Here is a 24,365-nt window from a genome sequence, read left to right as displayed (position 1 = left end):
AACCGGGAATTTATAAAACACAAACATGGTGACTATGTCATCATAGCGGCACATTTAGAGTGGTACGCTTACTCAAGCTTTTAGCGGGATTTCGATTACAGTTTTTGGCCGATATTTTGGCAGCATTTTCATCCGGAGAATCAAATGGGTATTGAAGTTAATTTTGAGGGAAAAATTGCATTAGTCACAGGAGCGTCCAGCGGCCTTGGTGCCCGGTTTGCTAAAATTCTTGCGCAGGCAGGTGCTCAGGTGGTGCTGGCATCGCGTCGTATTGACCGCTTAAAAGAATTACGCGCAGAGATTGAGGCAGAGGGCGGTGCTGCCCATGTTGTCGCGCTCGATGTGACAGATTATGCAAGCATCAAATCGGCGATTGCTCACGCAGAAACCGAAGCGGGCCCGATTGATATCCTCATCAATAACTCCGGCGTCTCAACGACACAACGCCTGATTGACGTGACGCCAGAAGACTATGCCTATGTGATGGACACCAATCAACGTGGTGCTTTTTTCGTTGCCCAGGAAGCTGCTAAACGGATGATTGCACGCTACAAAGGTGATCCCAAAAAACAACATCGCATCATTAATATTGCCTCGGTAGCTGGTTTACGTGTCTTGCCGCAAATTGGCATTTACTGCGTCAGTAAAGCCGCAGTCGTGCATATGACGAAATCAATGGCCGTCGAATGGGGCAAGTTTGGTATCAACGTCAATGCAATTTGCCCCGGCTATATTTCTACAGAAATTAATCAGGATCATTTCAGCAGCGAGCAAGGTCAGAAACTGATCGACATGTTGCCGAGAAAACGCGTTGGCGTGCCGGAAGATCTTGATGGTTTATTGTTGCTGCTGGCTGCAGAAGAGTCACGTTTCCTGAACGGAGCGATAGTGACGGCTGATGATGGAATGAGTGCGCAATGATCGATCAGAAAGTGCCTGATAAAAAATTGGTTTATACCGTGACCATTCCTATTCGCTGGGGCGATATGGATGCGATGGGGCATGTCAATAATACGGTGTACTTTCGTTATATGGAGCAGGCGCGTATCGAGTGGCTGACGATGCTGGGTTGTCTGCCGGATGACAAAGGTAATGGGCCGGTGATCGTGAATGCGCATTGCACTTTCAAGCGTCCTCTGAAATATCCTGACCAGGTCGAGGTTTGTACTTACATCGGTGATGCCGGACGTAGCAGCTTTGAAACAATCCAGGAAATGCGCAGCGTCGGTGATGGTTATGCTTTGTACGCCGAGGGTGGCGCCAAAGTCGTCTGGGTAGACGCGCAAACGCAAAAATCGACAGCATTACCTGAGGCGATCAAGCAAAAACTGACGGAGTTGAAGTCAGCTGCCAAACCACAGCGTCGCGCGAGAACAGCCTAACTGCCTTGAGGTAGTATTTGCTGCCGTACTTACTGTGGTATCAACTGACGATACGTAATAATTTGTGCACCAGTTCACTCGAGGTCGATGCTGTAAATTTGCGCATCAGCTTAGCCCGGTGCATTTCCACGGTTCTGGGACTGAGTCCGATTTGACGAGCGATCAGCTTACTGGTTTTGCCCTCCACCAGTAAGGCGGCAATTTCTCTCTCGCGAGGCGTTAGTTCGGCGGTCACAGAACGTTTTGAGCTCAGGTCTTCGAAGGTCCATATGCCAGCGGCATGTGCATCTTCTTTGTGCAGTCCACGTCCCGATACGTGGCACCAGAAGAGTTCCTGATTGGCGCGCTTCATGATGCGTTCGTCGGAATAGTAGCCTTTGCTGCTCATGATTGGTGTGATGCGTGCACCCGTCCGTTCGAATTCATCGGGAGTGGGGTAAAGTACGAGAAATGATTGGCCGAGCAGCTCCTCTTTTTGATAGCCAAACATGTGTGCTAAATCATCGTTGCAGGCGCGGATGATGCGGTTCTGAGAGACGCACATACCGACGGGAGCCTGCTGAAAGATAGTTTCAAAATTGATGGCCTGCGCTACATTCATAGTGAGTAATCTGGTCTCGAATGGGTATGGGAATTTCGTTTTTACATCATGGATGCTGTCATTGCCTTAGTCTGCACAGCCATGATTGATCAATGAAATAAAGGTCAAAAAAATTAAATAAAATCAGGTATTTTTACGGTATTGCGCGGCATAGAGTAGCATCTTATGCTGTGTGTATCATAAGAGATGCGCATCAAAAAAGCATAAAAAATTTCCGCCTGGACGGAATGCGTGTGACGAGACGTTTTCATCATTAAAAAGGGACAAAATGAATAAGGTTTATCCTGACGCTGCCTCGGCTCTGGCAGATATCGTCAAAGACGGTCAAACCATAGCGGTCGGCGGTTTTGGACTCTGCGGTATCCCCGAGGCGCTGATTGCCGCTTTGCGCGATTCCGGTGTTCAGAACCTGACAGCGATTTCGAATAATGCCGGTGTGGATGGCTTTGGACTGGGGCAGTTGTTGACCACCCGCCAGATTAAAAAAATGATCGCGTCTTATGTTGGTGAGAATAAGGAGTTTGAACGTCAGTATCTGGCTGGCGAACTGGCACTTGAATTTACACCACAGGGCACTCTCGCTGAGAAATTACGCGCAGGCGGCGCGGGTATTCCTGCATTTTTCACGAAAACCGGTGTCGGCACGATTGTGGCGGACGGTAAAGAGATACGCGAATTTGACGGACAGCGTTATGTGATGGAGCGTTCTCTGGTTGCCGATGTGTCGCTGGTCAAAGCCTATAAGGCCGATAAGTCAGGCAATCTGGTCTATCGCAAAACAGCACGCAACTTCAATCCAAATGTCGCTATGGCAGGCAAGATCACCGTGGTTGAAGTAGAACAACTGGTAGAAATAGGTGAGATTGATCCTGATGACGTTCATACGCCAGGCATTTTTGTTCACCGCATCGTTGTGAATGCAACGCCTGAAAAACGCATAGAACAGCGCACTGTTCGCCCAGCAGAATAAGGAGAACAAGATGGCTTGGAATCGTGATGAAATGGCTGCGCGTGCGGCAAAAGAATTGCAGGACGGGTATTACGTCAATCTGGGCATTGGTTTGCCAACCCTGGTTGCGAATCATGTGCCGCAAGGCATGGAAGTCTGGTTGCAATCTGAAAATGGCTTGTTGGGAATCGGCCCGTTTCCGACAGAAGCAGAAGTAGATCCCGATATGATTAATGCCGGTAAGCAGACCGTGACAACATTGCCCGGATCATCGATATTCAGCTCGGCAGATTCTTTTGCGATGATACGCGGTGGCAAGATCAATCTTGCTATTTTGGGTGCAATGCAGGTCAGTGAGCATGGCGATCTGGCGAACTGGATGATCCCTGGCAAGATGGTCAAAGGCATGGGAGGTGCGATGGATCTGGTTGCCGGCGTCGGTCATGTTGTGGTCTTGATGGAGCATGTCGCAAAAGGCGACACGCACAAAATCCTGAAATCCTGCAATTTGCCTTTAACCGGTGTAGGTGTCGTGAATCGTATCATCACTGATCTTGGCGTGATCGACGTGACACCGGCAGGATTGAAATTGATCGAACTGGCGCCCGGTGTCAGCACCGAAGAAATTACTGCGAAAACAGAAGCTACATTGGACATCGGCGCATTTGCCTGATGAGACTCTGTTAATCCGGTGACGTTCATGTAAAACGCCAGCACATATTGCTGGCGTTTTTTTGCAGAAGTGATTCCGGTCTCACGGAGAGTCTGGATTAAATATACTGGGTGCTGTATAGGGATTAATACCTCATTTCCCTATGATTGATGAGCGGATTCGGGAATCTGAGGCAGATACTCCCTGTTTTTATAAATTTGATCTGTTTTTACTGTTTTTTCTTCGCCATCTCGCCGGCTGGTTTGACATCGCCGCAATCAGCTGATAACCACTTACCCTTGGTTTCCATGTGTTGGCTAATGGGTTTGCCATGAGAAACGCCTTTAAAATCATAGGTCGATTGCATTGCGCTATCTCCGCTATACATGCCTTTGACTGTTCCTGTACCCTTCATGTCGGGACTGTCGCAGATCAGGTCCATTGACCATGTACCGCCACTGTTTTGCATGTTTTTAGGCTGGCATGCAGCGTCTTCTTTTTGCCCCGTGCCGGGGTGATCGCGCTCCGCCATTTCCTTCGTGATGCAGACCTGATGTGTCATGCCGCCATTTTGCATCATCGGTATTTTGATGCCCATCTGCTTCATTTTTTCTAGCTGTTCTGGAGGAATCGCCGGCATATTTTTCATCGCATCCGATTGCATGGTCATTTCCCACAAGCCGGGCTTCATTTTGCCTGCGGCAAAAACAGCAGGAGTTGCTATAGCGATGAATAAGCCTAGTAAAGTGGGCAGGATGACAGATGTTGGTTGCGCGCGCATAGCTTGCCTCATGGATAGATAGTGGGGTAAGGGAACATCAATAGGACTGACGAAAAAACAAGACCTTTCACCACGGAGGAGCGGAGACACAGAGAAAAGGCCGGATGTAGCAGTTTCATGGAATATCAATTGAAGGGTTTTAGAAGCTCTTCAAACGAATCCGCAAGCCTAATGCGCCTGTTGGCATGAAATGTCTCTGGAAGCCGCACCCAGCCTGCGGGTTCAATGTGAATAGTGGTAAGAAAATGTCGTTTTGCGTAAGTCTCGATCAGCTAAATAGATGATGAATTACTAATATAGTTCGCTAGGAACGAAATTCAAAGTTATTTCGCCCCCGATCCGTTCAAACTCTCGCCTTTTTTGCTACAAGCCGTTATTGGGCGACCCAGCCACCATCCATATTCCACGCCACGCCGCGCACCTGATTGGCGGCGTCGCTACAGAAAAACACAGCGAGAGCACCTAATTGTTCAGGTGTAACGAATTCGCCTGAGGGTTGTTTTTCAGCGAGCAGGGCTTTCTTGGCGTCATCATTGCTCAGGTTGTCGGCGGCTGCACGTGCATCGACTTGCTTCTGGACCAGCGGCGTCAACACCCAGCCCGGACAAATAGCGTTACAGGTGATGCCGGTGTGGGCAGTTTCTAACGCCGTAGTTTTGGTAAAGCCAATCAGGCCATGTTTGGCGGCGACATAGGCAGATTTTTGCGCTGACGCGACCAAGCCATGGACTGAGGCGATATTGATAATGCGACCCCAGTTTTTGGTTTTCATTCCTGGTAAGGCCAGGCGTGTCGTATGGAATGCCGAGCTCAGATTAATTGCAATGATGGCATCCCATTTTTCGACCGGAAAATCCTCAATGTTCGCCACATGTTGGATGCCAGCGTTATTCACCAGGATATCGACGCCGCCAAATTGACTCGTCGCATAATCCATCATCGCCGTGATCTCGGTGGCTTTGCTCATATCGGCATTGTGATAGGCCGTTTTTACCGAAAATTCTTGAGCCACAGCAGTTTGCAGGGCTGCGATTTCCTGCGCATCTCCGAAACCATTAAAAATAATATTGGCACCGGCCTCGGCAAATGATCTGGCAATACCCAGGCCAATACCGGAGGTTGAGCCAGTAACCAGTGCTGTTTTGCCTTTGAGTGAATGATTTTGCATCGCGACCCCTTGTATATGTTTAAAATGATGGTTGTAGAACTTACCTATGCTATCCGGCATGCACTCGCTGTGAGGCCGGTAGGTGACGTGGACCCTAAGCATTCAAATGGCGTCAATGATTTTAAGCGCTAGCCTAGTGAAATAGTGCGACGACTTGATGACATAGTAATACTACTAGAACTCTGCTATTGATATTCTTCGTATTCTCTTCACTGCGCTTATTCTTGAAAGGTGCTCCTCATGTCAGCCCAACGCAAGTCAGTTCAATGTTTGTCTCCTGCTGGATTGCATCGGGTCTCGTATAAAGAGTGGGGCGATCCCCGTAATCCTCGCGTGCTGTTATGTGTGCACGGTGTAACGCGGGTAGCAGACGATTTTGATGCGTTGGCTGAGGTGATGTCTGACGCTTACCGTGTGGTCTGTCCTGACATCGTCGGGCGCGGACAATCCGACTGGTTACGTAATCCACAGTTTTATCAGATACCGCAATATGTCAGCGATATGGTGACACTGCTGGCGCGACTGGATGCGGATGTGATTGACTGGTTTGGTACGTCGATGGGTGGTTTGATCGGTATGGGGATGGCGGCGCTGCCAGATAATCCGATCCGGAAATTATTACTCAATGACGTCGGTCCCGTACTCAGTCCCGCAGCGATTGCACGGATTGCTGATTACATTGGACAAGACATGCGTTTTGCCAGCTTCGATGAGGGTGCTGCTTATATTCGCCTGGTATCTGCATCATTTGGCCCGCATACAGAAGCGCAGTGGCATAAGCTGGCCACCGATGTTTTACGCCAGAATAAGGAAGGGCAGTGGATACGCCATTATGATTTAAATTTATCCATACCGATTAAGGCAACCACACCGGAAATGGCATTGGCCGGTCAGGCCATGTTGTGGGCGACGTATGATGCGATTCAGTGTCAGACACTGGTCGTCAGGGGCGCTGAGTCTGATTTGCTGAGCGCAGAAACAGCAGCAGAAATGCAGCAACGTGGACCACATGCAAAGGTGATTGAGCTGGCGGGAGTCGGGCATGCACCGACCTTTGTCCAGCCGGAGCAAATCGCTATCGCCAGAGAATTTTTATTAACTTAAGCTGCTGAGGCGAAGGCCTCGTAGTCATGTTGTTATCAACTAGTTTTGCTGTTATCAGGAATGTAATGAGCTTACAACGTTTTCATGTCGGACAGCGTCTGTCCGAGACCGCTATCTTTAATCAAGTGATTTACCTTGCCGGACAAATTCCTGAAGATACGAGCAAGGATATTATCGGCCAGACCGCTGAAGTATTAGGACATGTTGATCGCTTATTGGCAGAAGCCGGTAGCGATAAGTCGCGCATTTTAATGTGCCAGATTTTCTTATCCGATATCCAGCAAATCGATGGCATGAATCAGGCATGGGACGCCTGGGTTGCGGCAGGTAATGCGCCACCGCGTGCGACAGTTCAGGCGGCGCTGGTAAATCCTGCATGGTTAATTGAGGTTGTCGTCACAGCCGCACAAAATTAAGTATATGGTTTCCATTTCGGCGACAGGGTCGCAATCTCAACTACTTGAGGGTTTGTCTGAAAACGAGTGTGATCGCGTCATGGCGGCATTGGAATTCGTCACACCTTTATATGCACATCGTCAGGTTGTGACGGAGCAAAATGCATTGCAGTTTGTGCAGGGCGTCGTCGCTACTCTGGCGATGTTACGCACGGATGTCGATACCCGGATCGCAGGCTTGCTCTTTGAATTGCCAGAGTTGAGTCCCGTCGCCGCCGAACAGATTGAATCAAGGTTTGGTAAGGAGATTGCTGATCTGGTAAGCGGTATCCGTCGTCTGATGCGTCTGCGTGAAGCGGCATTGACGCAACATGATGTCGGACGCGGTAAAGACGCCGCTGAAAAAACAGCAACGCAAATGGAGACGCTGCGCAAGATGGTTCTGGCGATGGCGACGGATATGCGGGTAGTGCTGGTAAGGCTGGCTTCGCGTGTCACGACCTTGCGGTATTTTGCTGATTGTAAACGTGACGACGGCGCTGCACAGCAATACGCGAGTGAGACCATGGATTTGTACGCACCTCTGGCGAACAGGCTTGGGGTGTGGCAATTGAAATGGGAGCTAGAGGATTTGTCATTCCGTTTTCTGGAGCCGGAACAATACAAACGTATTGCAAAAATGCTCGAAGAGAAGCGACTCGAGCGCGAAAGTTTTGTGGTCTCCGCTATCGCTCGTCTGAATACAGAATTGAAGGTCGCTGGCGTCAAGGCAGAAGTGTCCGGTCGTCCTAAACACATCTATAGCATTTGGAAAAAAATGCGCGGCAAGGATGTTGATTTTGACGAGTTGTATGACGTGCGCGCTTTCCGTGTCGTCGTTGATGATATTCGAGACTGCTACACCGTATTAGGAATCGTCCACAATGCTTGGACGCCGATTCCCAAAGAGTTCGACGACTATATTTCCCGGCCTAAGCCTAATGGTTATAAGTCATTGCATACCGTGGTGATCGTTGAAGACGGTCGTCCGCTTGAAGTGCAGATCCGCACACGCGAAATGCATCAGTTCGCCGAATACGGCGTCGCAGCGCATTGGCGTTATAAAGAATCTGGTGGATCGAATTTTTCTGCGCAGGAATACGACGAAAAAATTGCCTGGCTGCGGCAATTGCTGGCATGGAAAACCGAGGTCGCCGACGTCGTTGTCGGACAAGAAGAGTTGCAGCGTGAATGGGTTGAAAAAATCAAGGCAGCGAGCCTGGACGACCGGATTTATGTGCTGACGCCGCAGGCGCGCGTGATCGAATTGCCGAGTAACTCAACTCCGGTCGATTTTGCGTATCACTTGCATACGGATGTCGGACATCGTTGCCGTGGTGCGCGTGTTGATAACGTGATGGTGCCTCTGAATACACCGCTGAAAAACGGTCAGACGATAGAGATCATTACGCTCAAGGTCGGTTCTCCGCAAACCGGACCGTCACGCGACTGGCTCAATGCAGAATACTCGGCAAGTACCAGAACGCGCAGCAAGATCCGCGCATGGTTCAATGTGATTGATCAGCAAGAGACCCTATCAAACGGACGTGCCCTGGTTGAAAAAACCTTGCAGCGCGAAGGAAAGACGGCCGTCAATCTGGAGGACCTTGCGCATAAGCTGGGCTTTGCCAGTGTCGATGAATTATTCTTGTCCGTTGGCAAAGACGAATTCAGCTTGCGTCAGATTGAAAATGTCTTACGCGAGAACGTAGAGGTTGTTGATCCGGACGAAGTCAGTATCACCAATAAAAGCCGGGCATCGAGTGTGACCCAAGGTGCCAAGTCAGGTGTGCTGGTGGTGGGGACGGAGGGACTGATGACGCAACTCGCGCGCTGCTGTAAGCCTGCGCCGCCTGATGAAATCGTTGGTTTTGTCACGCGAGGCAAAGGTGTTTCTATCCATCGACTGAACTGCAAAAATTTTGCAGAGATGCGCCATAAAGCACCAGAGCGCGTCATCCAGACGACATGGGGGGAGCACGGTAAAGAAACGGTTTATCCTGTCGATATTTTTGTATTGGCGCAAGACAGGCAAGGCCTGCTCCGGGATATTTCTGAAGTATTTTCCCGGGAAAAAATCAATGTGATTGGCGTGAATACCCAAAGCGCAAAATCACAGGCAAGAATGTCGTTTACTGCCGAGATTGGCGGCACAGCACAATTGCAAAAAGCATTGACTGTGATTCGCGAAGTCAATGGTGTGCTTGAAGTCCGCAGGCAGTGATGTGTGTTTGCAAGAGGATTTAATCTCTCTTATTGATTCCGCAATGTGAATGCGCCTTCTAGTAGTATTTGGTTCCAGGAGGCGCGTGAATACTAGGGTGTGCCTGTTGCGATTTGAAATAACACTTGAGCGTATTACTTCAAGGCGGGCCAACTCTTTTTGACCCGATATCTTCCCGATGTATTTTTTCGGCCTCTGCCTGGCGGCAGTTCAACTGTAGTCGCCCACGCCTTCATCTTCCGCCATGCCTGGCGCTTCTGCCTGCAAGGTGATGTGATCAATTTTATGTTTTTCCAAGAGCATATTTTTGACGCTTTCAAGGATGCGCGGCCATGCGCTCAGATCGTCAATTTCTAAATGCCCGATCAGTGCCGGGTAGCCAGGTGACATTTCCCAAACGTGTAAATCATGCACGGAAAGCACGCCGGAGATAGCTTCTAGGTCATCGCCAATCTGTACATAGTCGATATGGTGCGGAACGCCTTCCATCAAGAAATGGTATGACTCACCCAAGACGCCAAAGGTCGATTTCAAGATCAAAAGAGAAACAAAGATCGATAAAATAGGATCAATCTGCATCCAGCCAACGTAGTAAATGACGGCACCCGAGATAATCGCGGCAACCGAACCAAGCAAATCCCCCATGACATGCACCAGCGCCGCTTTCGTGTTCACACTTTCTTTGTCGTGGGACAGCACCCACGCGACTACGATATTGATTGCAAGACCAATACTGGCCACCAGCATGACTGCGCCACCTTGAACTGACTCCGGATGCGACAGTCTTTGTACTGCCTCAAAGACGATCCACCCCACGACGGCCAGCATCACCAGGCCATTGACGAACGCTGCCAGCGCTTCAGCCCGGCCAAAACCGAAGGAGTTTTTGGCGGTAGGCGGGCGTTTGGCAATGATTTGGGCGAGCAGAGCCAAGCCTAGTGCTGCAGCATCCGTCACCATGTGCCCTGCATCTGAGATCAGCGCCAGAGAATTCGACCAAAAGCCAAAGCCGACTTCAACCCCCGCAAAACTTAAAGTGAGGCCAAGCGCCCAGGTGAGGATTTTTTGACTGCGGTTTTCAAAAAAATGCTGATGCTGTGCATCGCCGCGACGATGGGCATGCAGGTGGTCGCTTTTGTGCGTAGATGTTTTTTGATGCATGAGTTGTGGGAGTGATAAATACGATGACTATCAAATACGATGACTATCGTCAGTGTAAACGTGATACGTGACAATGTGGTGAAAGCCCGCAAGAGATTGAGGGAGACTGATGACTGGCTGATGGGCTTATCTCAGTGAAATTTCCCCAAGAATTTTACAAAATTAATAAAAACACAGAAAAGGTGTTTACGTTTTCGCCTTGGTTTGCTATAGTCTCGGCTCTTCGGGCGGTTAGTTCAGCTGGTTAGAATACTTGGTCGACATCCAAGGGGTCGCAGATTCGAATTCTGCACCGCCCACCAGAATTTTTATCACGCAATGTATAAGCATTGCTACATAGGTAAGAGCGAGAAAGGCATCATGGTTATGACACCGCGAACTACGATCACAGCAATTTGTGAGCGACGTTAGTCGAGGGTCTTTTTCGTTTGTAATTTTTGAAAAAAACGCGGCTAGCCCGCGTTTTTTTTCGTCCGCATTTTCTTCTATTTCTTTTTGAACGTTGTAAGTATTCGGCAAATATTGCCGGCATGGAGACTTAAAATGGTTTCAGTTCGACTTCCCGATGGTTCGCAGCGTCAGTTTGACGCCCCAGTCACTGTTGCTCAGGTGGCGGCAAGCATTGGTGCCGGTCTCGCCAAGGCGGCATTGGCTGGCAAGGTAGATGGTAAATTGGTAGATACCTCGCATTTGATTTCTTCCGATGTTGATCTGGCGATTGTGACGGACAAGGATGCTGATGGCCTTGAAGTCATTCGTCACTCGACAGCCCATTTGCTGGCATATGCCGTGAAAGAGCTGTTTCCTGACGCACAAGTCACTATTGGTCCAGTCATCGAAAACGGTTTTTACTACGACTTTTCATACAAGCGTCCATTTACTCCGGATGATCTGGTGGCGATTGAAAAGAAGATGCAGGAATTGGCTAAGAAGGATGAGCTGGTTACTCGCAAGGTCTTGCCGCGTGATGAGGCTGTTGCTTACTTCAACTCGATTGGTGAAGCATACAAGGCGGAAATTATTGAGTCGATTCCGGCGGATCAAGATGTATCGCTGTATTCAGAGGGCAGCTTTACCGATTTGTGCCGTGGTCCGCACGTACCTTCAACTGGTAAGTTGAAAGTATTCAAGCTGATGAAGTTGGCGGGCGCGTACTGGCGAGGCGACTCCAAGAATGAAATGTTGCAACGGATTTACGGTACAGCATTTGCCAAGAAGGAAGATCAGGAGCAATACCTGCATATGCTGGAAGAGGCTGAAAAGCGCGACCATCGTAAGCTGGGTAAAGCGCTTGATTTATTTCACTTCCAGGATGAAGCACCGGGCCTGGTATTTTGGCACGCTAAGGGCTGGACGATCTGGCAGCAAGTGGAGCAATACATGCGCAAGGTGTATCAGGAATGCGGTTATCAGGAAGTGAAGGGGCCGCAGATTCTCGATAGTAGCTTATGGGGTAAGACTGGCCACTGGGATAATTATAAAGACAATATGTTTATCACTGAGTCGGAAAACCGCTCGTATGCGTTAAAGCCGATGAATTGCCCCGGTCATGTGCAGATTTTTAATTCTGGCATGAAGAGCTACCGCGACCTGCCGTTGCGTTTTGGTGAATTTGGACAGTGTCATCGTAACGAACCCTCAGGTGCTTTGCATGGCATTATGCGTGTGCGTGGCTTCACTCAGGATGATGGGCATATCTTCTGTAGTGAAGAGCAGATTCAATCGGAAGTAATCGCATTTCATCCGCAAGCAATGAAAGTGTATAAAGACTTCGGTTTTGAGCACATTCAGGTGAAGCTCGCTTTACGTCCGGATAACCGTATTGGTAGCGACGAAGTCTGGGATACTGCGGAAGAGACGCTGAGAGCTGGCTTGCGTGCCTGTGGTTTGACCGAGTGGGATGAATTGCCGGGTGAAGGAGCATTCTACGGACCTAAAATCGAATATCACTTGAAGGATAGTCTCGGACGTCCTTGGCAGGTAGGTACTATGCAGGTTGATTTCTTTATGCCTGGTCGCCTCGGAGCTGAATATGTGGCAGATGATAATAGCCGTAAAGTGCCGGTGATGTTACATCGCGCTATTGTCGGTTCGCTCGAGCGGTTTATTGGAATGTTGATAGAAAATCACGCTGGTGCGATGCCAGTATGGCTGGCTCCAGTACAAATCGCAGTCTTGAATATCTCGGAATCACAAGCTGAATACGCTAAATCCGTTGCGGAAAACCTGAAGAAACAAGGGTTTAGAGTACACACGGATTTGCGTAATGAGAAAATAACCTATAAAATACGCGAGCATTCAATGCAGAAATTACCTTACATCATCGTGATTGGTGATAAGGAGCGGGATGCAAACACAGTGGCTGTGCGTACACGTGGCAATCTGGATCTGGGTGTAATGACCCAAGATGCCTTCTTGGAACGTCTGAAAAATGACATCGACACCAAGGCTTAACCGGAATTGTTGCGCAAAGAAGCACAGCCAAATTATTTAATTTTTGAAGGAAACTGCAATAGCTACTGACAAGTCACATCGCATCAACGGTGAAATTACAGCGCCAGAAGTGCGCTTATCCGGCGTTGAAAACGAGCCGTTAGGCATCGTCAAACTAGTTGAGGCTTTTCGCTTAGCGGAAGAGGCCAATGTTGATTTGGTGGAGATTGCGCCTACAGCGCAACCCCCAGTTTGCCGTTTGATGGATTACGGCAAATTCAAGTACCAGGAACAGAAGAAGGCGCATGAAGCCAAGCTGAAGCAAAAAGTCATTCTGGTCAAGGAAGTAAAATTCCGTCCTGGTACAGATGATGGTGATTACAACATTAAGTTGCGTAATTTGACCAAGTTTCTGGATGATGGCGATAAAACCAAAATTACTCTGCGCTTCCGTGGTCGTGAAATGGCGCATCAGGAAATTGGTATGCGTATGCTGGAGCGTCTGAAGCTGGATCTGGAGCCGTATGGTCAGGTTGAACAGTTTCCTAAGATGGAAGGTCGTCAGATGATCATGATTCTGGCGCCTAAGAAAAAGAAATAAGATTTGCGAGAATCATTGATGTAAGTCAGTGGTTGTTGCGATGAGTATGGACTCGATTTCATGCTCCAACAAGTGAGAGTAGGCATCCAAGTGCATCGTAATCGTTGCCACCTACAATCATGTTAAAAAGGAACTGTCCTAAACAGACAGGTGTTTTATGCCTAAAATGAAAACAAAAAGCTCTGCCAAGAAGCGCTTTCGCGTTCGCCCAGGTGGAACTGTTAAATGTGGTCACGCTTTCAAACGTCATATCTTGACTAAGAAAACAACCAAGAACAAACGCCAATTGCGCGGTATCACGAACGTAAATGCAGCAGACGTAACATCAGTCATGCGCATGATGCCAACAGCTTAACCTCTACTCACTATTTAAGGAGTTACTATGCCTAGAGTAAAACGTGGGGTTACAGCTCGTGCCCGTCATAAGAAAGTTCTCGATTTAGCCAAAGGCTATCGTGGTCGCCGCAGCAAGGTATACCGTATTGCCAAGCAAGCAGTTATGCGCGCTGGCCAATATGCTTACCGTGATCGTCGTAACAAAAAACGTGTATTCCGCGCTTTGTGGATCACACGTATCAATGCAGCTAGTCGTCAACACGGTCTGACATACAGCGTGTTCATGAATGGCCTGAAAAAAGCCTCTATCGAACTGGATCGTAAAGTCCTGGCCGATATGGCGGTGACTGACAAGCCAGCATTCGCTGCGATTGTTAATCAAGTTAAGGCCAACCTGGCAGCGTAATTGTTAGGTGCGGTTTTCCTGGCAGCTGTAGGGTCGGGCAATATCGCAAGATGAGCGGGGCAGAGGTTGAATCCTGTGCCCCGTTTTATTTTCAGTAGTCAAATTTCAGCTTCCCAGTCGGGAATAATCGCATGAACCCCTTAGATCATCTTGTAATTCAAGCGCGTGCAGACTTCTCTGCCGCACAAGACGCTGCTGCACTGGAAAACGCCAAGGCACTATATCTTGGAAAAACCGGACAGATAACAGAGCAAATGAAAAGTCTGAGCAAATTAGCGCCAGATGAGCGCAAAGCGCAAGGCGCGATTATCAACGCTGTAAAAGAACAGATAGAAAATTTATTGACAGAACGTCGTGACGCTTTGTCGAACGCACAAATGCAGTCCCGTTTAAATGCTGAAGCGATTGATGTTAGCTTGCCCGGGCGCGGTCGTGGCATGGGGGGTATTCATCCTGTCATGCGCACCTGGCAGAGAGTCGAGGAGATTTTTCGCTCGATTGGTTTTGATGTGGCCGATGGTCCAGAAATCGAAAACGACTGGACTAATTTCACCGCGCTGAACAGTCCTGAGAATCATCCTGCACGCTCAATGCAAGACACTTTTTATGTCGAGGGTAATGACAGCACGGGCAAGCCTCTCCTTCTGCGTACCCACACTAGTCCTATGCAGGTACGCTATGCTCGTATGAATCAGCCACCGATCAAGGTGATCGCGCCCGGTCGTACTTATCGCGTAGATAGTGACGCAACACATTCTCCTATGTTTCATCAGGTCGAAGGTTTATGGATTGATGAGAATATCAGTTTTGCCGACTTAAAAGGCGTGTATCTGAATTTCGTCAAAGCTTTCTTTGAGACAGATGATTTGCAAGTACGTTTTCGTCCTTCTTATTTCCCGTTTACAGAACCTTCTGCGGAGATCGATATTGCTTTTGGCAGCGGTCCGCTGAAAGGGCGCTGGTTGGAAGTATCTGGCTCCGGTCAAGTGCATCCAGCGGTGATCCGGAATATGGGATTGGATCCCGAGAAATACATTGGCTTCGCCTTCGGTTCAGGCTTAGAGCGCCTGGCGATGCTGCGTTATGGAATTAACGATCTGCGTTTATTTTACGAAGGCGATTTGCGATTCTTAAAGCAATTTAATTAATGTAGACATCTATAAATCTAATTCTCGGGCGCATATCTTCGTTACAAAGCCTCGCAGTACTGACGTATTGCTACGTTTTGCGCCTCAATCTGCATCCCGATAATTGAATTTCTAGACGCTCCATTTATATTGTTTAGACGGTATTAAATTTCCCGTACTGCAAAGTACACCATCAACATCACGGTTGAATTATGCAATTTTCTGAAAACTGGCTACGCACTATGGTTGATCCGAAGATGTCTTCGGATGAATTGTCTCATTTACTGACAATGTCAGGGTTGGAAGTCGAGGAAGTCGAGGCGGTTGCGCCACCTTTTAGTCATGTGGTTGTCGCCGAAGTTCGCGAGATTGCCAAGCATCCGGACGCTGACCGTCTTAATGTGTGTCAGGTCGATGTTGGTACCGGTACTTTGCTCAATATCGTCTGTGGCGCACCAAACGTCCGCGTTGGTATGAAGGTACCTTGTGCGATGGCAGGTGCCATTTTGCCACCTGGTGCCGATGGCAAACCTTTTGAAATCAAAGTTGGTAAATTGCGTGGCGTTGAATCGCAAGGCATGCTGTGCTCTGCACGTGAATTGAAATTATCTGAGGATCATGGCGGTCTGCTTGATTTGCCTGCGGATGCGCCGGTCGGTCAAAATTTCCGTGATTATTACCAGCTGAATGATCTTAAATTCACCATTAAACTGACTCCTAACAAAGCAGATTGTTTATCTGTTCTGGGGGTGGCACGTGAAGTGTCCGCACTGACCGGCACCACTTTAGTGACGCCGGAAATTCATCCCGTCGCAGTAACTTTGCAAGAAACGCTCAAAGTAAACATTTCAGCCCCTGATTTATGTGGTCGGTTCAGTGGTCGTGTTATCCGTGGTGTGAACGCAAAAGCGGCGACCCCTGACTGGATGAAGCAGCGCCTGGAGCGCAGCGGCCAACGTCCGATTTCGGCATTGGTCGATATTTCTAATTATGTGATGCTGGAACTAGGGCGTCCAACCCATGTATTTGACCTTGATAAAATTCATGGTGACCTGGACGTTCGCTGGGGTAAAGCCGGCGAATCTCTCAAACTATTAAATGGTAATACCGTCAGTGTTGATGAGTGGGTTGGCGTCATTTCTGACGATAAAGAGATTGAATCGTTGGCCGGTATCATGGGTGGCGACTCAACTGCTGTGAGTCTGGATACGCAAAATATTTATCTCGAAGCAGCATTCTGGTGGCCTCAGTCCATACAAGGTCGGGCCCGCAAATATAACTTCTCTACTGATGCGGCACATCGCTTCGAACGTGGTGTTGATTACGCGACGACCGTTGAGCACATCGAACGGATTACCGCATTGATCGTCGAAATTTGCGGTGGGTCTTCCCAGGTGAAAGTGGGGCCAGTGGATGACCAGATCGTTAATTTGCCGCAGCGTCCCGCCGTGCGTTTGCGTACTGCGCGCGCCGTAAAAATCATCGGTGTAGCACTGGATGACGCACAAATTGCTGATATTTTTACTCGACTTGGATTGGATTTTACCCAGACAGTGGGAGAGTTTCTGGTGACGCCGCCTAGCTATCGTTTCGACATCGAGATTGAAGAAGATCTGATTGAAGAGGTCGCGCGCGTTTATGGCTTTGAGAATATCCCGACCCGGCCACCAGTTGCTGCCAATGCGATGTTGATTGCACCGGAAAATCATCGTTCTTTATTTACTTTGCGTCGTCAAATTGCGGATCTCGACTATCAAGAAGTCGTCAATTACAGTTTTGTTGAAGCAGCATGGGAAAAGGATTTTGCCGGCAACGATATGCCGGTTAAATTACTGAATCCAATTGCAAGTCAGATGAGCGTCATGCGCTCAGGTTTGATCGGTAGTCTGGTTGCGAACGCCCGTTACAATCTGAATCGCAAACTTAATCGCATACGTATTTTTGAAATTGGTGCGGTGTATCTGCGCGATGCATCAATCCCTGATGGTCCCTTGACCGTTGCTGGCTATGATCAGCCTAAGCGTATCGCAGCCTTGGCATATGGTCCTGTCGCAGATGAGCAATGGGGACAGGCAACTCGCAATGTTGATTTCTTTGATGTGAAGGCTGATTTGGAAGCGCTGTTTGCACCTAAAGTTTTACGCTTCTCTAAAGCCGAACACCTCGCCTTGCATCCGGGGCGTTCAGCGAGTATTGAATGTGAAGGCCAATTCGTCGGCATGATTGGTGAGTTGCATCCGCGTCTGCAGCAGAAATACGACTTGCCTTTAGCGCCTGTTGTTTTTGAAATCAGTACGAATGCTTTACAAACGATTCAGTTACCTGTTTATAAGGAAATTTCAAAATTCCAGATGGTGACGCGCGATATGGCATTGCAGGTAAAACAGTCAGTATCGGTACAAGATTTGATGGATGTATTTCATCATGAGGCAGCAAGTAATGAAACATGTAAAATCTTGCAAGCCGTTGTTTTATTTGATGAATATCGTGGTAAGGGATTAGAATTCGACGAAAAAAGTCTTGCTTTCCGCTTTAGCTTGCAAGATACTCAAAGTACGTTACAAGACGATAAAGTTGAGGCAGCGATGGCCGCTTTGCTTGCTGCTGTCGCTACTAAATTCTCCGCTAAATTACGTTAACAATTTGGTGCAGTTCAGTTAAATAAATAAAAATTATCATGATCATATTTTGCATAGATGCTTAAAATGATTGGGTATGTTTTCAGTAAGTAGGATACAAATATAATGAATGACCTGACTTCCGCAGAACTGCAATCGGTTCTTGATGCAGATTTGAACCGGGCGATGCGAGAAGCCAAAGCGCGCTCACAAGCGGAAAAAGAGCTGCCAACTCTGACAAAGGCTGAGTTGGCTGAACTCTTGTTTGAACAAGTCGGTTTGAACAAGCGCGAGGCCAAAGATATGGTGGAAACCTTCTTTGACGAAATCCGTGATGCGCTGGAGCGAGGTGAGGCGGTCAAGTTGTCTGGCTTTGGTAATTTTCAGTTGCGTGATAAGCCTCAGCGCCCTGGTCGTAATCCTAAAACTGGTGAAGAAATTCCTATTACCGCACGTCGCGTAGTGACTTTTCATGCGAGCCAAAAACTCAAAGGTATGGTCGACTCTGTTGGTAATCAACCTCTTGCACATGCAGCCTGAATTCCCTTATGAGTGAAATCAAGTTAGACGCGTTTGTGTTGCCTCCCATCCCTGCGAAACGTTACTTTACGATTGGTGAAGTGAGCGAGCTGTGTGGCGTCAAGCCGCACGTACTGCGCTATTGGGAGCAAGAATTCACTCAACTAAAACCCGTGAAGCGACGTGGTAATCGTCGTTATTATCAACATCACGAAGTTTTACTGATACGTCGTATTCGCGAGCTTTTATATGAGCAAGGTTTTACGATTAATGGCGCACGTAATAAACTAAATATGCATGCAGCAGTCATCGAAGAAATTTCTGATATCGACGTTGCGCCGGTTAATTTTTTACGGATTCGTAGTGAATTGAATGCTGTATTGACCTTGCTGAAGCGCTAGGACGACTAGGCATCTCATTGATATTATGCTGGATGATCTTCAGGAATAAAAAAGCGATGATTGTTCACTCAATCATCGCTTTTTTATTCCTGTCTACTAAGCTGTGTCGATATGTCCATTGAACGACATCTTCATGTTAAAACATGTGGCGAGCTAATTTGTAAATGACTATTCGCTTGCTGACCTGAGCGCCATATAGCCTTTGCCAGTTGCTTGCTCTGATGGCGTTGCCATACATCGTGCTTTTTCCCCCATTCAGCCTCATCCGGTTCCTTGGTTGCAGGTGCACAGATGTGAATTCCTGATCTGTCGTATGATGCATTCCGTTGCTATTAACTTTCTGAAATCGCAATAATTAATTGAACAAACGCGCATCGACACAGTCAATAAAGATTTGGAGCGAATCAATGAATACAATGAAATCTCAATCAACACAAAAATTACGTCGTTTGATCATTTTGGGTTCGATCATGTTCGCCACATTCCATCACTCAAACGTGATGGCGGCTGAGGCAGATAGTTTAGATAAGGCGATTAACGGTAGTTGGCGTTCGGACGAGAATCGTGCCCGCGATCCATTCCGTCACCCAAAGCAAACGCTGGAATTTTTCGGTATTAAAGCAGATGCGCGTGTCATAGAAGTCACGCCCGGTGGCGCTGCCTGGTATGGTGAAATTCTTGCGCCATATCTGAAAGATCGTGGCCAGTACATTGCAGCTAATGCGGCTAGTGAAAAAGCATCGGCTAGCACGATGACTTATTACAACCGTGTTAAAGCAACTCAGGAGAAGAAGTTTTTAGCGGATCCGGAGCGTTATAGTAAAGTTCAAACTATTAATTTTGATCCATCTACACCGCAGTTTGGGGCGGTAAGTTCGGCGGACTTTGTGCTGACTTTCCGTAACGTACACAATTGGGTCGCCGATCACAATGAGGCGATCATCTTTAAAGCCATGTTCGATGTATTGAAGCCAGGCGGTGTGCTTGGCGTTGTTGATCATCGCGCTAAAGTTGGTAAAACGCTCGATGCTACACTCATCGATTCGGGCTACCTGCCTGAAGATTATGTTATTACGCTGGCTCAGCAAGCTGGATTTAAATTGCTGGCAAAAAGTGACATCAATGCGAATCCTAAAGATAGTAGCGATTATCCGAAAGGCGTCTGGACCTTGCCACCAACTTATGCCGAAGGTTTGAAGGATAAAGAGAAATATGCAGCAATAGGCGAGAGTGATCGCTTCACCTTGAAGTTCATTAAGCCAAATCAATAATGTTCGTATGATTTTGCTTTCCTAGTAAAAAGAGTTGCGCTCGCACCCGGCACTCTTTTTATTTTGAATATGACGCCGGCATTGACTAATGTTGCTGCTATAAACAAAAAGGTCTGACTAAAAATTTAGTCAGACCTTTATATTTTGGCTCCCCGACCTGGACTCGAACCAGGGACCTGCGGATTAACAGTCCGTCGCTCTACCAACTGAGCTATCAGGGAATAGAAGAATGATGATCTTCGTTAAACTATTTTTGCAGCTAATGCTGCGTACTTCAAATTCTGTGGCTCCCCGACCTGGACTCGAACCAGGGACCTGCGGATTAACAGTCCGTCGCTCTACCAACTGAGCTATCAGGGAACAGAGACAAAGATTATATGCGCTTTTGCCCGAGCTGTCAAAATTTTTCTATTGGCAAATGCCTAAGCTCCCAGTATTCGGCACGAAAGCGGCATCTTACGTCGCTCTCGTACCGGCTACTGATGCCTACTTAAAGCACGTTGGCAATCGCGTCGATGACCGCATCAATATTGCGGTTGTTGAGTGCGGCTACACAAATACGGCCTGTGTCTACAGCGTAGATGGAATTGTGGTCGCGCAGCTTTTCTACTTGTTCCTTCGTCAGGCCTGAGTAGGAGAACATGCCGCGTTGTTGCGTAACAAAATCAAAATTGTGAGCAGGTGCCTGAGCTTTCAGTTTTGCGACAAACGCTGTACGCATTTCGCGGATGCGGACGCGCATGCCAGCCAGCTCTTCTTCCCATAGCTGACGCAGCTCTGGTGTTGCTAATACCGTTGCGACGACTTGTCCGCCATGGGTTGGCGGATTCGAGTAGTTAGTACGAATGACGCGTTTGAGTTGCGACATGATGCGCGCCGCTTCTTCAGCACTGGAGGCAGCGATGCTCAAAGCACCGACGCGCTCGCCATACAGGGAGAAAGATTTAGAGAATGAGTTGGAGACGAACAGCGCACCACCTGCTTCAGCGAAACGGCGTACGACTTTACCATCGGATTCGATGCCGTCGCCAAAGCCTTGATACGCCATATCCAGGAACGGCACTAACTTACGATCAGTAACTACCTGAATTACTTGTGTCCACTGTTCGTCGCTCAGGTCCGCACCGGTCGGGTTATGGCAGCAAGCGTGCAGCAACACGATAGAGCCTTCTGCCATAGTTTTGAGTGCGCCCAGCATGCCGTCAAAATTAACACCTCTAGTGACTGCATCGTAGTATGGATAAGCATTTACCACGAAACCTGCAGATTCAAACAAAGCGCGATGATTTTCCCAGCTTGGGTCACTGATCCAGACCTGGGCATCAGGTGCGAAGCGTTTTAAAAAATCTGCACCGAGTTTCAAAGCGCCTGTGCCGCCAATTGCCTGCGCAGTGATCGCACGTTTTTCTGTAACAACGGCGCTATCAGCACCGAATACCAGTTCTTGTACAGCTTTATCGTATGCGGCCAGACCTTCGATTGGCAAATAAGTGCGTGGAGCGTATTTTTCCATCAAAATAGCTTCTGCTTTTTTGACGCATTCCAGCAGTGGTACTTTGCCATTGTCATCGTAGTAGACACCAACGCCGAGATTGACTTTTGCCGGATTTTTGTCCGCATTAAAGCCTTCGGTGATGCCTAATATCGGGTCGCGTGGCGCCATTTCGATGGCGGAGAACAGGGAGGAAGAAACAGGAGCGTTCATCGTGATAATATGAAAAATTAGCCGTCAATTTTCTGACAGTGAGGTTGGAATAATGCCAATTGGTAACAATCTGGTAATGCCTTAAATTTCAGCCATCCATTCTAACAAAGGTAAGCGCCTCATGGCTGTAGCATCGACAATTTCTGCTGAAAATAATAGCAGCACCACTATGCTGGACGAAGCGAAGTTTGTGAGCTTCCCCGACTCGCCGTTTCAGTTATATCAACCATTCCCGCCTGCGGGTGATCAGCCGACCGCTATCGCGAAGCTGGTTGAGGGCGTTAATGACGGTTTGTTTTTTCAGACCTTACTTGGTGTCACCGGGTCTGGTAAGACCTACACGATGGCCAATGTGATTGCGCGCAGCGGTCGCCCCGCGATTATCTTTGCGCCGAACAAAACATTGGCCGCCCAGCTGTACAGCGAGTTTCGCGAATTTTTTCCGCGTAATGCGGTGGAATATTTCGTTAGCTATTACGACTATTATCAGCCTGAAGCCTATGTGCCGCAGCGCGACTTATTTATCGAAAAAGATTCGGCGATCAATGAGCATATTGAGCAGATGCGTTTGTCCTGCACCAAATCGCTGATGGAGCGACGCGACGTGATTATTGTTGCCACCGTTTCTGCCATTTACGGTATCGGTAATCCTAACGAGTACCACAAAATGATTTTGACCTTGCGTGCCAAGGACAAGGTCAGTCAACGAGAAGTGATTGCCCGTCTGATCCAGATGCAATACACGCGTAATGAAATCGATTTTGGACGCGGTACGTTTCGGGTTCGTGGCGATACCATCGACATCTTCCCCGCGGAGCATGCCGAGCTTGCCGTGCGCGTTGAGATGTTTGATGATGAGATTGAAAACCTGCAATTGTTTGATCCGCTGACAGGGCGCGTGAAACAAAAAATTCCTCGCTTTACCGTCTATCCCGGCTCACATTATGTGACACCGCGCGAGACCGTATTGCGTGCGGTAGAAACGATTAAAGAAGAGCTGCGCGAGCGTCTCGAATTTTTCCGTAAAGAGAATAAACTCATCGAAGAACAACGTATCGAGCAGCGTACCCGCTTCGATCTGGAGATGATGGCGGAGATTGGTTTTACTAAAGGAATTGAAAATTATTCGCGCCATCTTAGCGGCGCCAAACCCGGTGATCCGCCACCGACGCTGGTTGATTATTTACCCGCTGATGCACTCATGTTTCTGGACGAATCTCATGTGCTGACAGGGCAGCTTAACGGTATGTATAACGGCGACAGAGCACGTAAAACCAATCTGGTTGATTATGGTTTTCGCTTGCCGTCTGCACTGGACAACCGACCCTTGAAGTTTGCCGAATTCGAGAGCAAGATGCGCCAGACTGTGTTCGTCTCAGCGACGCCGGCTGAATATGAAAAGCAGCATGCGGATCAGGTGGTTGAGCAAGTCGTGCGGCCAACCGGTCTGGTCGATCCGCTGATTGAGGTACGTCCTGCGTTGACTCAGGTAGATGATCTGATGAATGAGATCACATTGCGAGTCAGTAAGAATGAGCGCGTTCTGGTCACAACATTGACCAAACGTATGTCGGAACAGCTCACGGATTTTTTGAGTGATAACGGTGTCAAGGTTCGCTACCTGCACAGCGATATCGATACAGTAGAGCGCGTCGAAATTATCCGTGATCTGCGTCTCGGAACATTCGATGTGCTGGTCGGTATTAACTTGCTGCGTGAGGGCTTGGATATTCCTGAAGTCTCGCTGGTCGCTATCCTCGATGCCGATAAAGAAGGCTTCCTCCGTTCAGAGCGCAGCCTGATTCAGACCATCGGCCGCGCTGCGCGTAATTTGAACGGCATGGCGATACTGTATGGCGACAAAATCACCGATTCCATGCGCAGGGCGATGGATGAAACAGAACGTCGCCGCACCAAGCAGGTCGCCTTTAACCTGGCAAACAACATCACGCCAGTCGGTATTAAAAAACAGATCAAAGAGTTGATTGATGGCGTCTACAATCCGCAAGAAGCCAAGCAGGAACTTGAGGTGGCTCAGGAGCATGCGCGCTACGAAGTCATGAGTGAAAAACAAATCAGCCGTGAAATTAAACGCCTCGAAAAACTCATGCTCGATCACGCCAAAAATCTCGAATTCGAAAAAGCCGCTCAAGTCCGCGATCAGTTATCGCATGTGAAGGAGTTGGTATTTGGTGCAGGCGGTAGTGACAATGTGTTGACACTAAATCCGAAATAATCAACGCAGTCGAACTTGCGTTACATCAGGGAACGGATTCTCTGCAAACAAGGTTTTTAGAAATTTTGTATAGGGAGCTTCTAAAAACTCTTGACCGGTATTCGATGAAATGGCTTGCCCCTGTCTTTTCTCTGTGCCTCAGTGTCTCTGTGGTGAGAGGTCCTGGTTTTTGTGTAAGGTCCAATGGGGGTGATTTTTTAATGGGAGTTTTGAAAAAATTCTCGAACAGATTGCGCAATGCCTGTGCGCCTCTTAG

22 protein-coding genes and 3 tRNA genes are annotated in these 24,365 nt (G+C 48.3%); 18 read left to right on the top strand and 7 right to left on the bottom strand.

Annotated features, from left to right (window positions below):
• Window positions 1–144: 144 nt before the first annotated feature.
• Both ACO0K4_RS07695 and ACO0K4_RS07690 read left to right on the top strand, forming a co-directional pair.
• Window positions 145–921 carry an SDR family oxidoreductase gene (locus ACO0K4_RS07695; RefSeq protein ID WP_422956042.1) on the top strand — a complete coding sequence of 259 codons (777 nt, stop codon included), beginning with the start codon at window positions 145–147 and terminating at the stop codon, window positions 919–921.
• Window positions 918–1,382 carry an acyl-CoA thioesterase gene (locus tag ACO0K4_RS07690; protein ID WP_422956041.1) on the top strand — a complete coding sequence of 155 codons (465 nt, stop codon included), beginning with the start codon at window positions 918–920 and terminating at the stop codon, window positions 1,380–1,382. The genes ACO0K4_RS07695 and ACO0K4_RS07690 overlap by 4 nt, the downstream gene beginning before the upstream one ends.
• 40 nt (window positions 1,383–1,422) lie before the next feature.
• Here the strand turns inward: ACO0K4_RS07690 and ACO0K4_RS07685 are convergent, their stop codons facing one another.
• A complete protein-coding gene (locus tag ACO0K4_RS07685; RefSeq protein WP_422956040.1) occupies window positions 1,423–1,983 on the bottom strand; it encodes a LuxR C-terminal-related transcriptional regulator in 561 nt (186 codons plus the stop codon).
• Between the two features lie 268 nt (window positions 1,984–2,251).
• Between ACO0K4_RS07685 and ACO0K4_RS07680 the strand changes: the two genes are divergently transcribed.
• Both ACO0K4_RS07680 and ACO0K4_RS07675 read left to right on the top strand, forming a co-directional pair.
• Window positions 2,252–2,953, top strand: a complete 702-nt coding sequence (locus ACO0K4_RS07680; RefSeq protein WP_422956039.1) for a CoA transferase subunit A — start codon at window positions 2,252–2,254, stop codon at window positions 2,951–2,953.
• Window positions 2,954–2,963: 10 nt separating this feature from the next.
• A complete protein-coding gene (locus ACO0K4_RS07675; RefSeq protein ID WP_422956038.1) occupies window positions 2,964–3,605 on the top strand; it encodes a CoA transferase subunit B in 642 nt (213 codons plus the stop codon).
• Between the two features lie 208 nt (window positions 3,606–3,813).
• On the opposite strand, the gene ACO0K4_RS07670 is transcribed toward ACO0K4_RS07675, so the two are convergent.
• Window positions 3,814–4,365 (bottom strand): DUF3617 domain-containing protein, encoded by a 552-nt coding sequence (locus ACO0K4_RS07670; RefSeq protein ID WP_422956037.1) that lies wholly within the window; start codon window positions 4,363–4,365, stop codon window positions 3,814–3,816.
• Window positions 4,366–4,738: 373 nt separating this feature from the next.
• A complete protein-coding gene (locus tag ACO0K4_RS07665; RefSeq protein ID WP_422956036.1) occupies window positions 4,739–5,533 on the bottom strand; it encodes a 3-hydroxybutyrate dehydrogenase in 795 nt (264 codons plus the stop codon).
• 240 nt (window positions 5,534–5,773) lie between these two features.
• On the opposite strand from ACO0K4_RS07665, the gene ACO0K4_RS07660 reads away from it, so the two are divergent.
• The 3 genes from ACO0K4_RS07660 to ACO0K4_RS07650 all read left to right on the top strand — a co-directional run bounded on the left by ACO0K4_RS07660 (window position 5,774) and on the right by ACO0K4_RS07650 (window position 9,295).
• Window positions 5,774–6,637: an alpha/beta fold hydrolase gene (locus ACO0K4_RS07660; protein WP_422956035.1), complete on the top strand. Its 864-nt coding sequence runs from the start codon at window positions 5,774–5,776 to the stop codon at window positions 6,635–6,637.
• Between the two features lie 65 nt (window positions 6,638–6,702).
• Entirely contained in the window at window positions 6,703–7,053 is a 351-nt protein-coding gene (locus ACO0K4_RS07655; protein WP_422956034.1) for a RidA family protein, read from the top strand.
• Window positions 7,054–7,057: 4 nt separating this feature from the next.
• On the top strand, window positions 7,058–9,295 hold the full coding sequence (locus tag ACO0K4_RS07650) for a RelA/SpoT family protein (protein ID WP_422956033.1): 2,238 nt from the start codon (window positions 7,058–7,060) through the stop codon (window positions 9,293–9,295).
• A 210-nt stretch (window positions 9,296–9,505) separates the two neighbouring features.
• Here the strand turns inward: ACO0K4_RS07650 and ACO0K4_RS07645 are convergent, their stop codons facing one another.
• The gene (locus ACO0K4_RS07645; protein WP_422956032.1) at window positions 9,506–10,456 is read right to left on the bottom strand and encodes a cation diffusion facilitator family transporter; all 951 of its coding nucleotides are present in this window, start codon (window positions 10,454–10,456) and stop codon (window positions 9,506–9,508) included.
• A gap of 225 nt (window positions 10,457–10,681) precedes the next feature.
• Here ACO0K4_RS07645 and ACO0K4_RS07640 point away from each other — a divergent pair.
• The 10 genes from ACO0K4_RS07640 (at window position 10,682) to ACO0K4_RS07595 (ending at window position 20,168) form a co-directional block, all read left to right on the top strand.
• Window positions 10,682–10,758 (top strand) — tRNA-Val (locus tag ACO0K4_RS07640).
• Between the two features lie 241 nt (window positions 10,759–10,999).
• Window positions 11,000–12,910 (top strand): threonine--tRNA ligase, encoded by a 1,911-nt coding sequence (gene thrS, locus ACO0K4_RS07635; RefSeq protein ID WP_422956031.1) that lies wholly within the window; start codon window positions 11,000–11,002, stop codon window positions 12,908–12,910.
• A gap of 43 nt (window positions 12,911–12,953) precedes the next feature.
• The gene (gene infC, locus ACO0K4_RS07630) at window positions 12,954–13,490 is read left to right on the top strand and encodes a translation initiation factor IF-3 (RefSeq protein WP_262835906.1); all 537 of its coding nucleotides are present in this window, start codon (window positions 12,954–12,956) and stop codon (window positions 13,488–13,490) included.
• Window positions 13,491–13,647: 157 nt separating this feature from the next.
• Window positions 13,648–13,845 carry a 50S ribosomal protein L35 gene (gene rpmI / locus ACO0K4_RS07625; RefSeq protein ID WP_262835907.1) on the top strand — a complete coding sequence of 66 codons (198 nt, stop codon included), beginning with the start codon at window positions 13,648–13,650 and terminating at the stop codon, window positions 13,843–13,845.
• Between the two features lie 27 nt (window positions 13,846–13,872).
• The gene (rplT, locus tag ACO0K4_RS07620) at window positions 13,873–14,232 is read left to right on the top strand and encodes a 50S ribosomal protein L20 (RefSeq protein WP_262835908.1); all 360 of its coding nucleotides are present in this window, start codon (window positions 13,873–13,875) and stop codon (window positions 14,230–14,232) included.
• A gap of 131 nt (window positions 14,233–14,363) precedes the next feature.
• Complete coding sequence (gene pheS / locus ACO0K4_RS07615; protein ID WP_422956030.1) at window positions 14,364–15,380, top strand: phenylalanine--tRNA ligase subunit alpha; 1,017 nt, start codon at window positions 14,364–14,366, stop codon at window positions 15,378–15,380.
• A 191-nt stretch (window positions 15,381–15,571) separates the two neighbouring features.
• Window positions 15,572–17,998 carry a phenylalanine--tRNA ligase subunit beta gene (gene pheT, locus ACO0K4_RS07610; RefSeq protein ID WP_422956029.1) on the top strand — a complete coding sequence of 809 codons (2,427 nt, stop codon included), beginning with the start codon at window positions 15,572–15,574 and terminating at the stop codon, window positions 17,996–17,998.
• A gap of 105 nt (window positions 17,999–18,103) precedes the next feature.
• A complete protein-coding gene (locus ACO0K4_RS07605) occupies window positions 18,104–18,517 on the top strand; it encodes an integration host factor subunit alpha (protein WP_422956028.1) in 414 nt (137 codons plus the stop codon).
• Between the two features lie 8 nt (window positions 18,518–18,525).
• Window positions 18,526–18,897 carry a MerR family transcriptional regulator gene (locus ACO0K4_RS07600; protein WP_422956027.1) on the top strand — a complete coding sequence of 124 codons (372 nt, stop codon included), beginning with the start codon at window positions 18,526–18,528 and terminating at the stop codon, window positions 18,895–18,897.
• A 407-nt stretch (window positions 18,898–19,304) separates the two neighbouring features.
• Window positions 19,305–20,168 (top strand): class I SAM-dependent methyltransferase, encoded by an 864-nt coding sequence (locus tag ACO0K4_RS07595; protein WP_422956026.1) that lies wholly within the window; start codon window positions 19,305–19,307, stop codon window positions 20,166–20,168.
• A gap of 145 nt (window positions 20,169–20,313) precedes the next feature.
• On the opposite strand, the gene ACO0K4_RS07590 is transcribed toward ACO0K4_RS07595, so the two are convergent.
• The 3 genes from ACO0K4_RS07590 to ACO0K4_RS07580 all read right to left on the bottom strand — a co-directional run bounded on the left by ACO0K4_RS07590 (window position 20,314) and on the right by ACO0K4_RS07580 (window position 21,873).
• Window positions 20,314–20,389: transfer RNA gene (locus ACO0K4_RS07590), tRNA-Asn, on the bottom strand.
• 63 nt (window positions 20,390–20,452) lie between these two features.
• Window positions 20,453–20,528 (bottom strand) — tRNA-Asn (locus ACO0K4_RS07585).
• A 130-nt stretch (window positions 20,529–20,658) separates the two neighbouring features.
• Window positions 20,659–21,873, bottom strand: coding sequence for an amino acid aminotransferase (locus ACO0K4_RS07580; protein WP_422956025.1), 1,215 nt, complete (start codon window positions 21,871–21,873; stop codon window positions 20,659–20,661).
• 121 nt (window positions 21,874–21,994) lie between these two features.
• Between ACO0K4_RS07580 and uvrB the strand changes: the two genes are divergently transcribed.
• Window positions 21,995–24,109 carry an excinuclease ABC subunit UvrB gene (gene uvrB / locus ACO0K4_RS07575; protein ID WP_422956024.1) on the top strand — a complete coding sequence of 705 codons (2,115 nt, stop codon included), beginning with the start codon at window positions 21,995–21,997 and terminating at the stop codon, window positions 24,107–24,109.
• The last annotated feature ends 256 nt before the right edge of the window (window positions 24,110–24,365 follow it).

The organism is Undibacterium sp. RuTC16W (genome assembly GCF_049339445.1).
Taxonomy (GTDB): Bacteria; Pseudomonadota; Gammaproteobacteria; order Burkholderiales; family Burkholderiaceae_D; genus Undibacterium.
Note: the sequence above shows the minus strand (reverse complement) of the source record. Positions and strands in the feature narration are given on the sequence as shown.

Excerpts from the sequence above, each read along its gene's own strand:
- ACO0K4_RS07675 (WP_422956038.1), top strand. The coding sequence starts at position 2,964 with ATGGCTTGGAATCGTGATGAAATGGCTGCGCGTGCGGCAAAAGAATTG.
- ACO0K4_RS07600 (WP_422956027.1), top strand. The coding sequence starts at position 18,526 with ATGAGTGAAATCAAGTTAGACGCGTTTGTGTTGCCTCCCATCCCTGCG.
- ACO0K4_RS07605 (WP_422956028.1), top strand. The coding sequence starts at position 18,104 with ATGAATGACCTGACTTCCGCAGAACTGCAATCGGTTCTTGATGCAGAT.
- ACO0K4_RS07690 (WP_422956041.1), top strand. The coding sequence starts at position 918 with ATGATCGATCAGAAAGTGCCTGATAAAAAATTGGTTTATACCGTGACC.
- pheS (WP_422956030.1), top strand. The coding sequence starts at position 14,364 with ATGAACCCCTTAGATCATCTTGTAATTCAAGCGCGTGCAGACTTCTCT.
- rplT (WP_262835908.1), top strand. The coding sequence starts at position 13,873 with ATGCCTAGAGTAAAACGTGGGGTTACAGCTCGTGCCCGTCATAAGAAA.
- ACO0K4_RS07665 (WP_422956036.1), bottom strand. The coding sequence starts at position 5,533 with ATGCAAAATCATTCACTCAAAGGCAAAACAGCACTGGTTACTGGCTCA.
- ACO0K4_RS07595 (WP_422956026.1), top strand. The coding sequence starts at position 19,305 with ATGAATACAATGAAATCTCAATCAACACAAAAATTACGTCGTTTGATC.
- ACO0K4_RS07660 (WP_422956035.1), top strand. The coding sequence starts at position 5,774 with ATGTCAGCCCAACGCAAGTCAGTTCAATGTTTGTCTCCTGCTGGATTG.
- rpmI (WP_262835907.1), top strand. The coding sequence starts at position 13,648 with ATGCCTAAAATGAAAACAAAAAGCTCTGCCAAGAAGCGCTTTCGCGTT.
- ACO0K4_RS07650 (WP_422956033.1), top strand. The coding sequence starts at position 7,058 with ATGGTTTCCATTTCGGCGACAGGGTCGCAATCTCAACTACTTGAGGGT.
- ACO0K4_RS07695 (WP_422956042.1), top strand. The coding sequence starts at position 145 with ATGGGTATTGAAGTTAATTTTGAGGGAAAAATTGCATTAGTCACAGGA.
- ACO0K4_RS07580 (WP_422956025.1), bottom strand. The coding sequence starts at position 21,873 with ATGAACGCTCCTGTTTCTTCCTCCCTGTTCTCCGCCATCGAAATGGCG.
- ACO0K4_RS07680 (WP_422956039.1), top strand. The coding sequence starts at position 2,252 with ATGAATAAGGTTTATCCTGACGCTGCCTCGGCTCTGGCAGATATCGTC.
- ACO0K4_RS07655 (WP_422956034.1), top strand. The coding sequence starts at position 6,703 with ATGAGCTTACAACGTTTTCATGTCGGACAGCGTCTGTCCGAGACCGCT.
- ACO0K4_RS07685 (WP_422956040.1), bottom strand. The coding sequence starts at position 1,983 with ATGAATGTAGCGCAGGCCATCAATTTTGAAACTATCTTTCAGCAGGCT.
- ACO0K4_RS07670 (WP_422956037.1), bottom strand. The coding sequence starts at position 4,365 with ATGCGCGCGCAACCAACATCTGTCATCCTGCCCACTTTACTAGGCTTA.
- pheT (WP_422956029.1), top strand. The coding sequence starts at position 15,572 with ATGCAATTTTCTGAAAACTGGCTACGCACTATGGTTGATCCGAAGATG.
- uvrB (WP_422956024.1), top strand. The coding sequence starts at position 21,995 with ATGGCTGTAGCATCGACAATTTCTGCTGAAAATAATAGCAGCACCACT.
- thrS (WP_422956031.1), top strand. The coding sequence starts at position 11,000 with ATGGTTTCAGTTCGACTTCCCGATGGTTCGCAGCGTCAGTTTGACGCC.
- ACO0K4_RS07645 (WP_422956032.1), bottom strand. The coding sequence starts at position 10,456 with ATGCATCAAAAAACATCTACGCACAAAAGCGACCACCTGCATGCCCAT.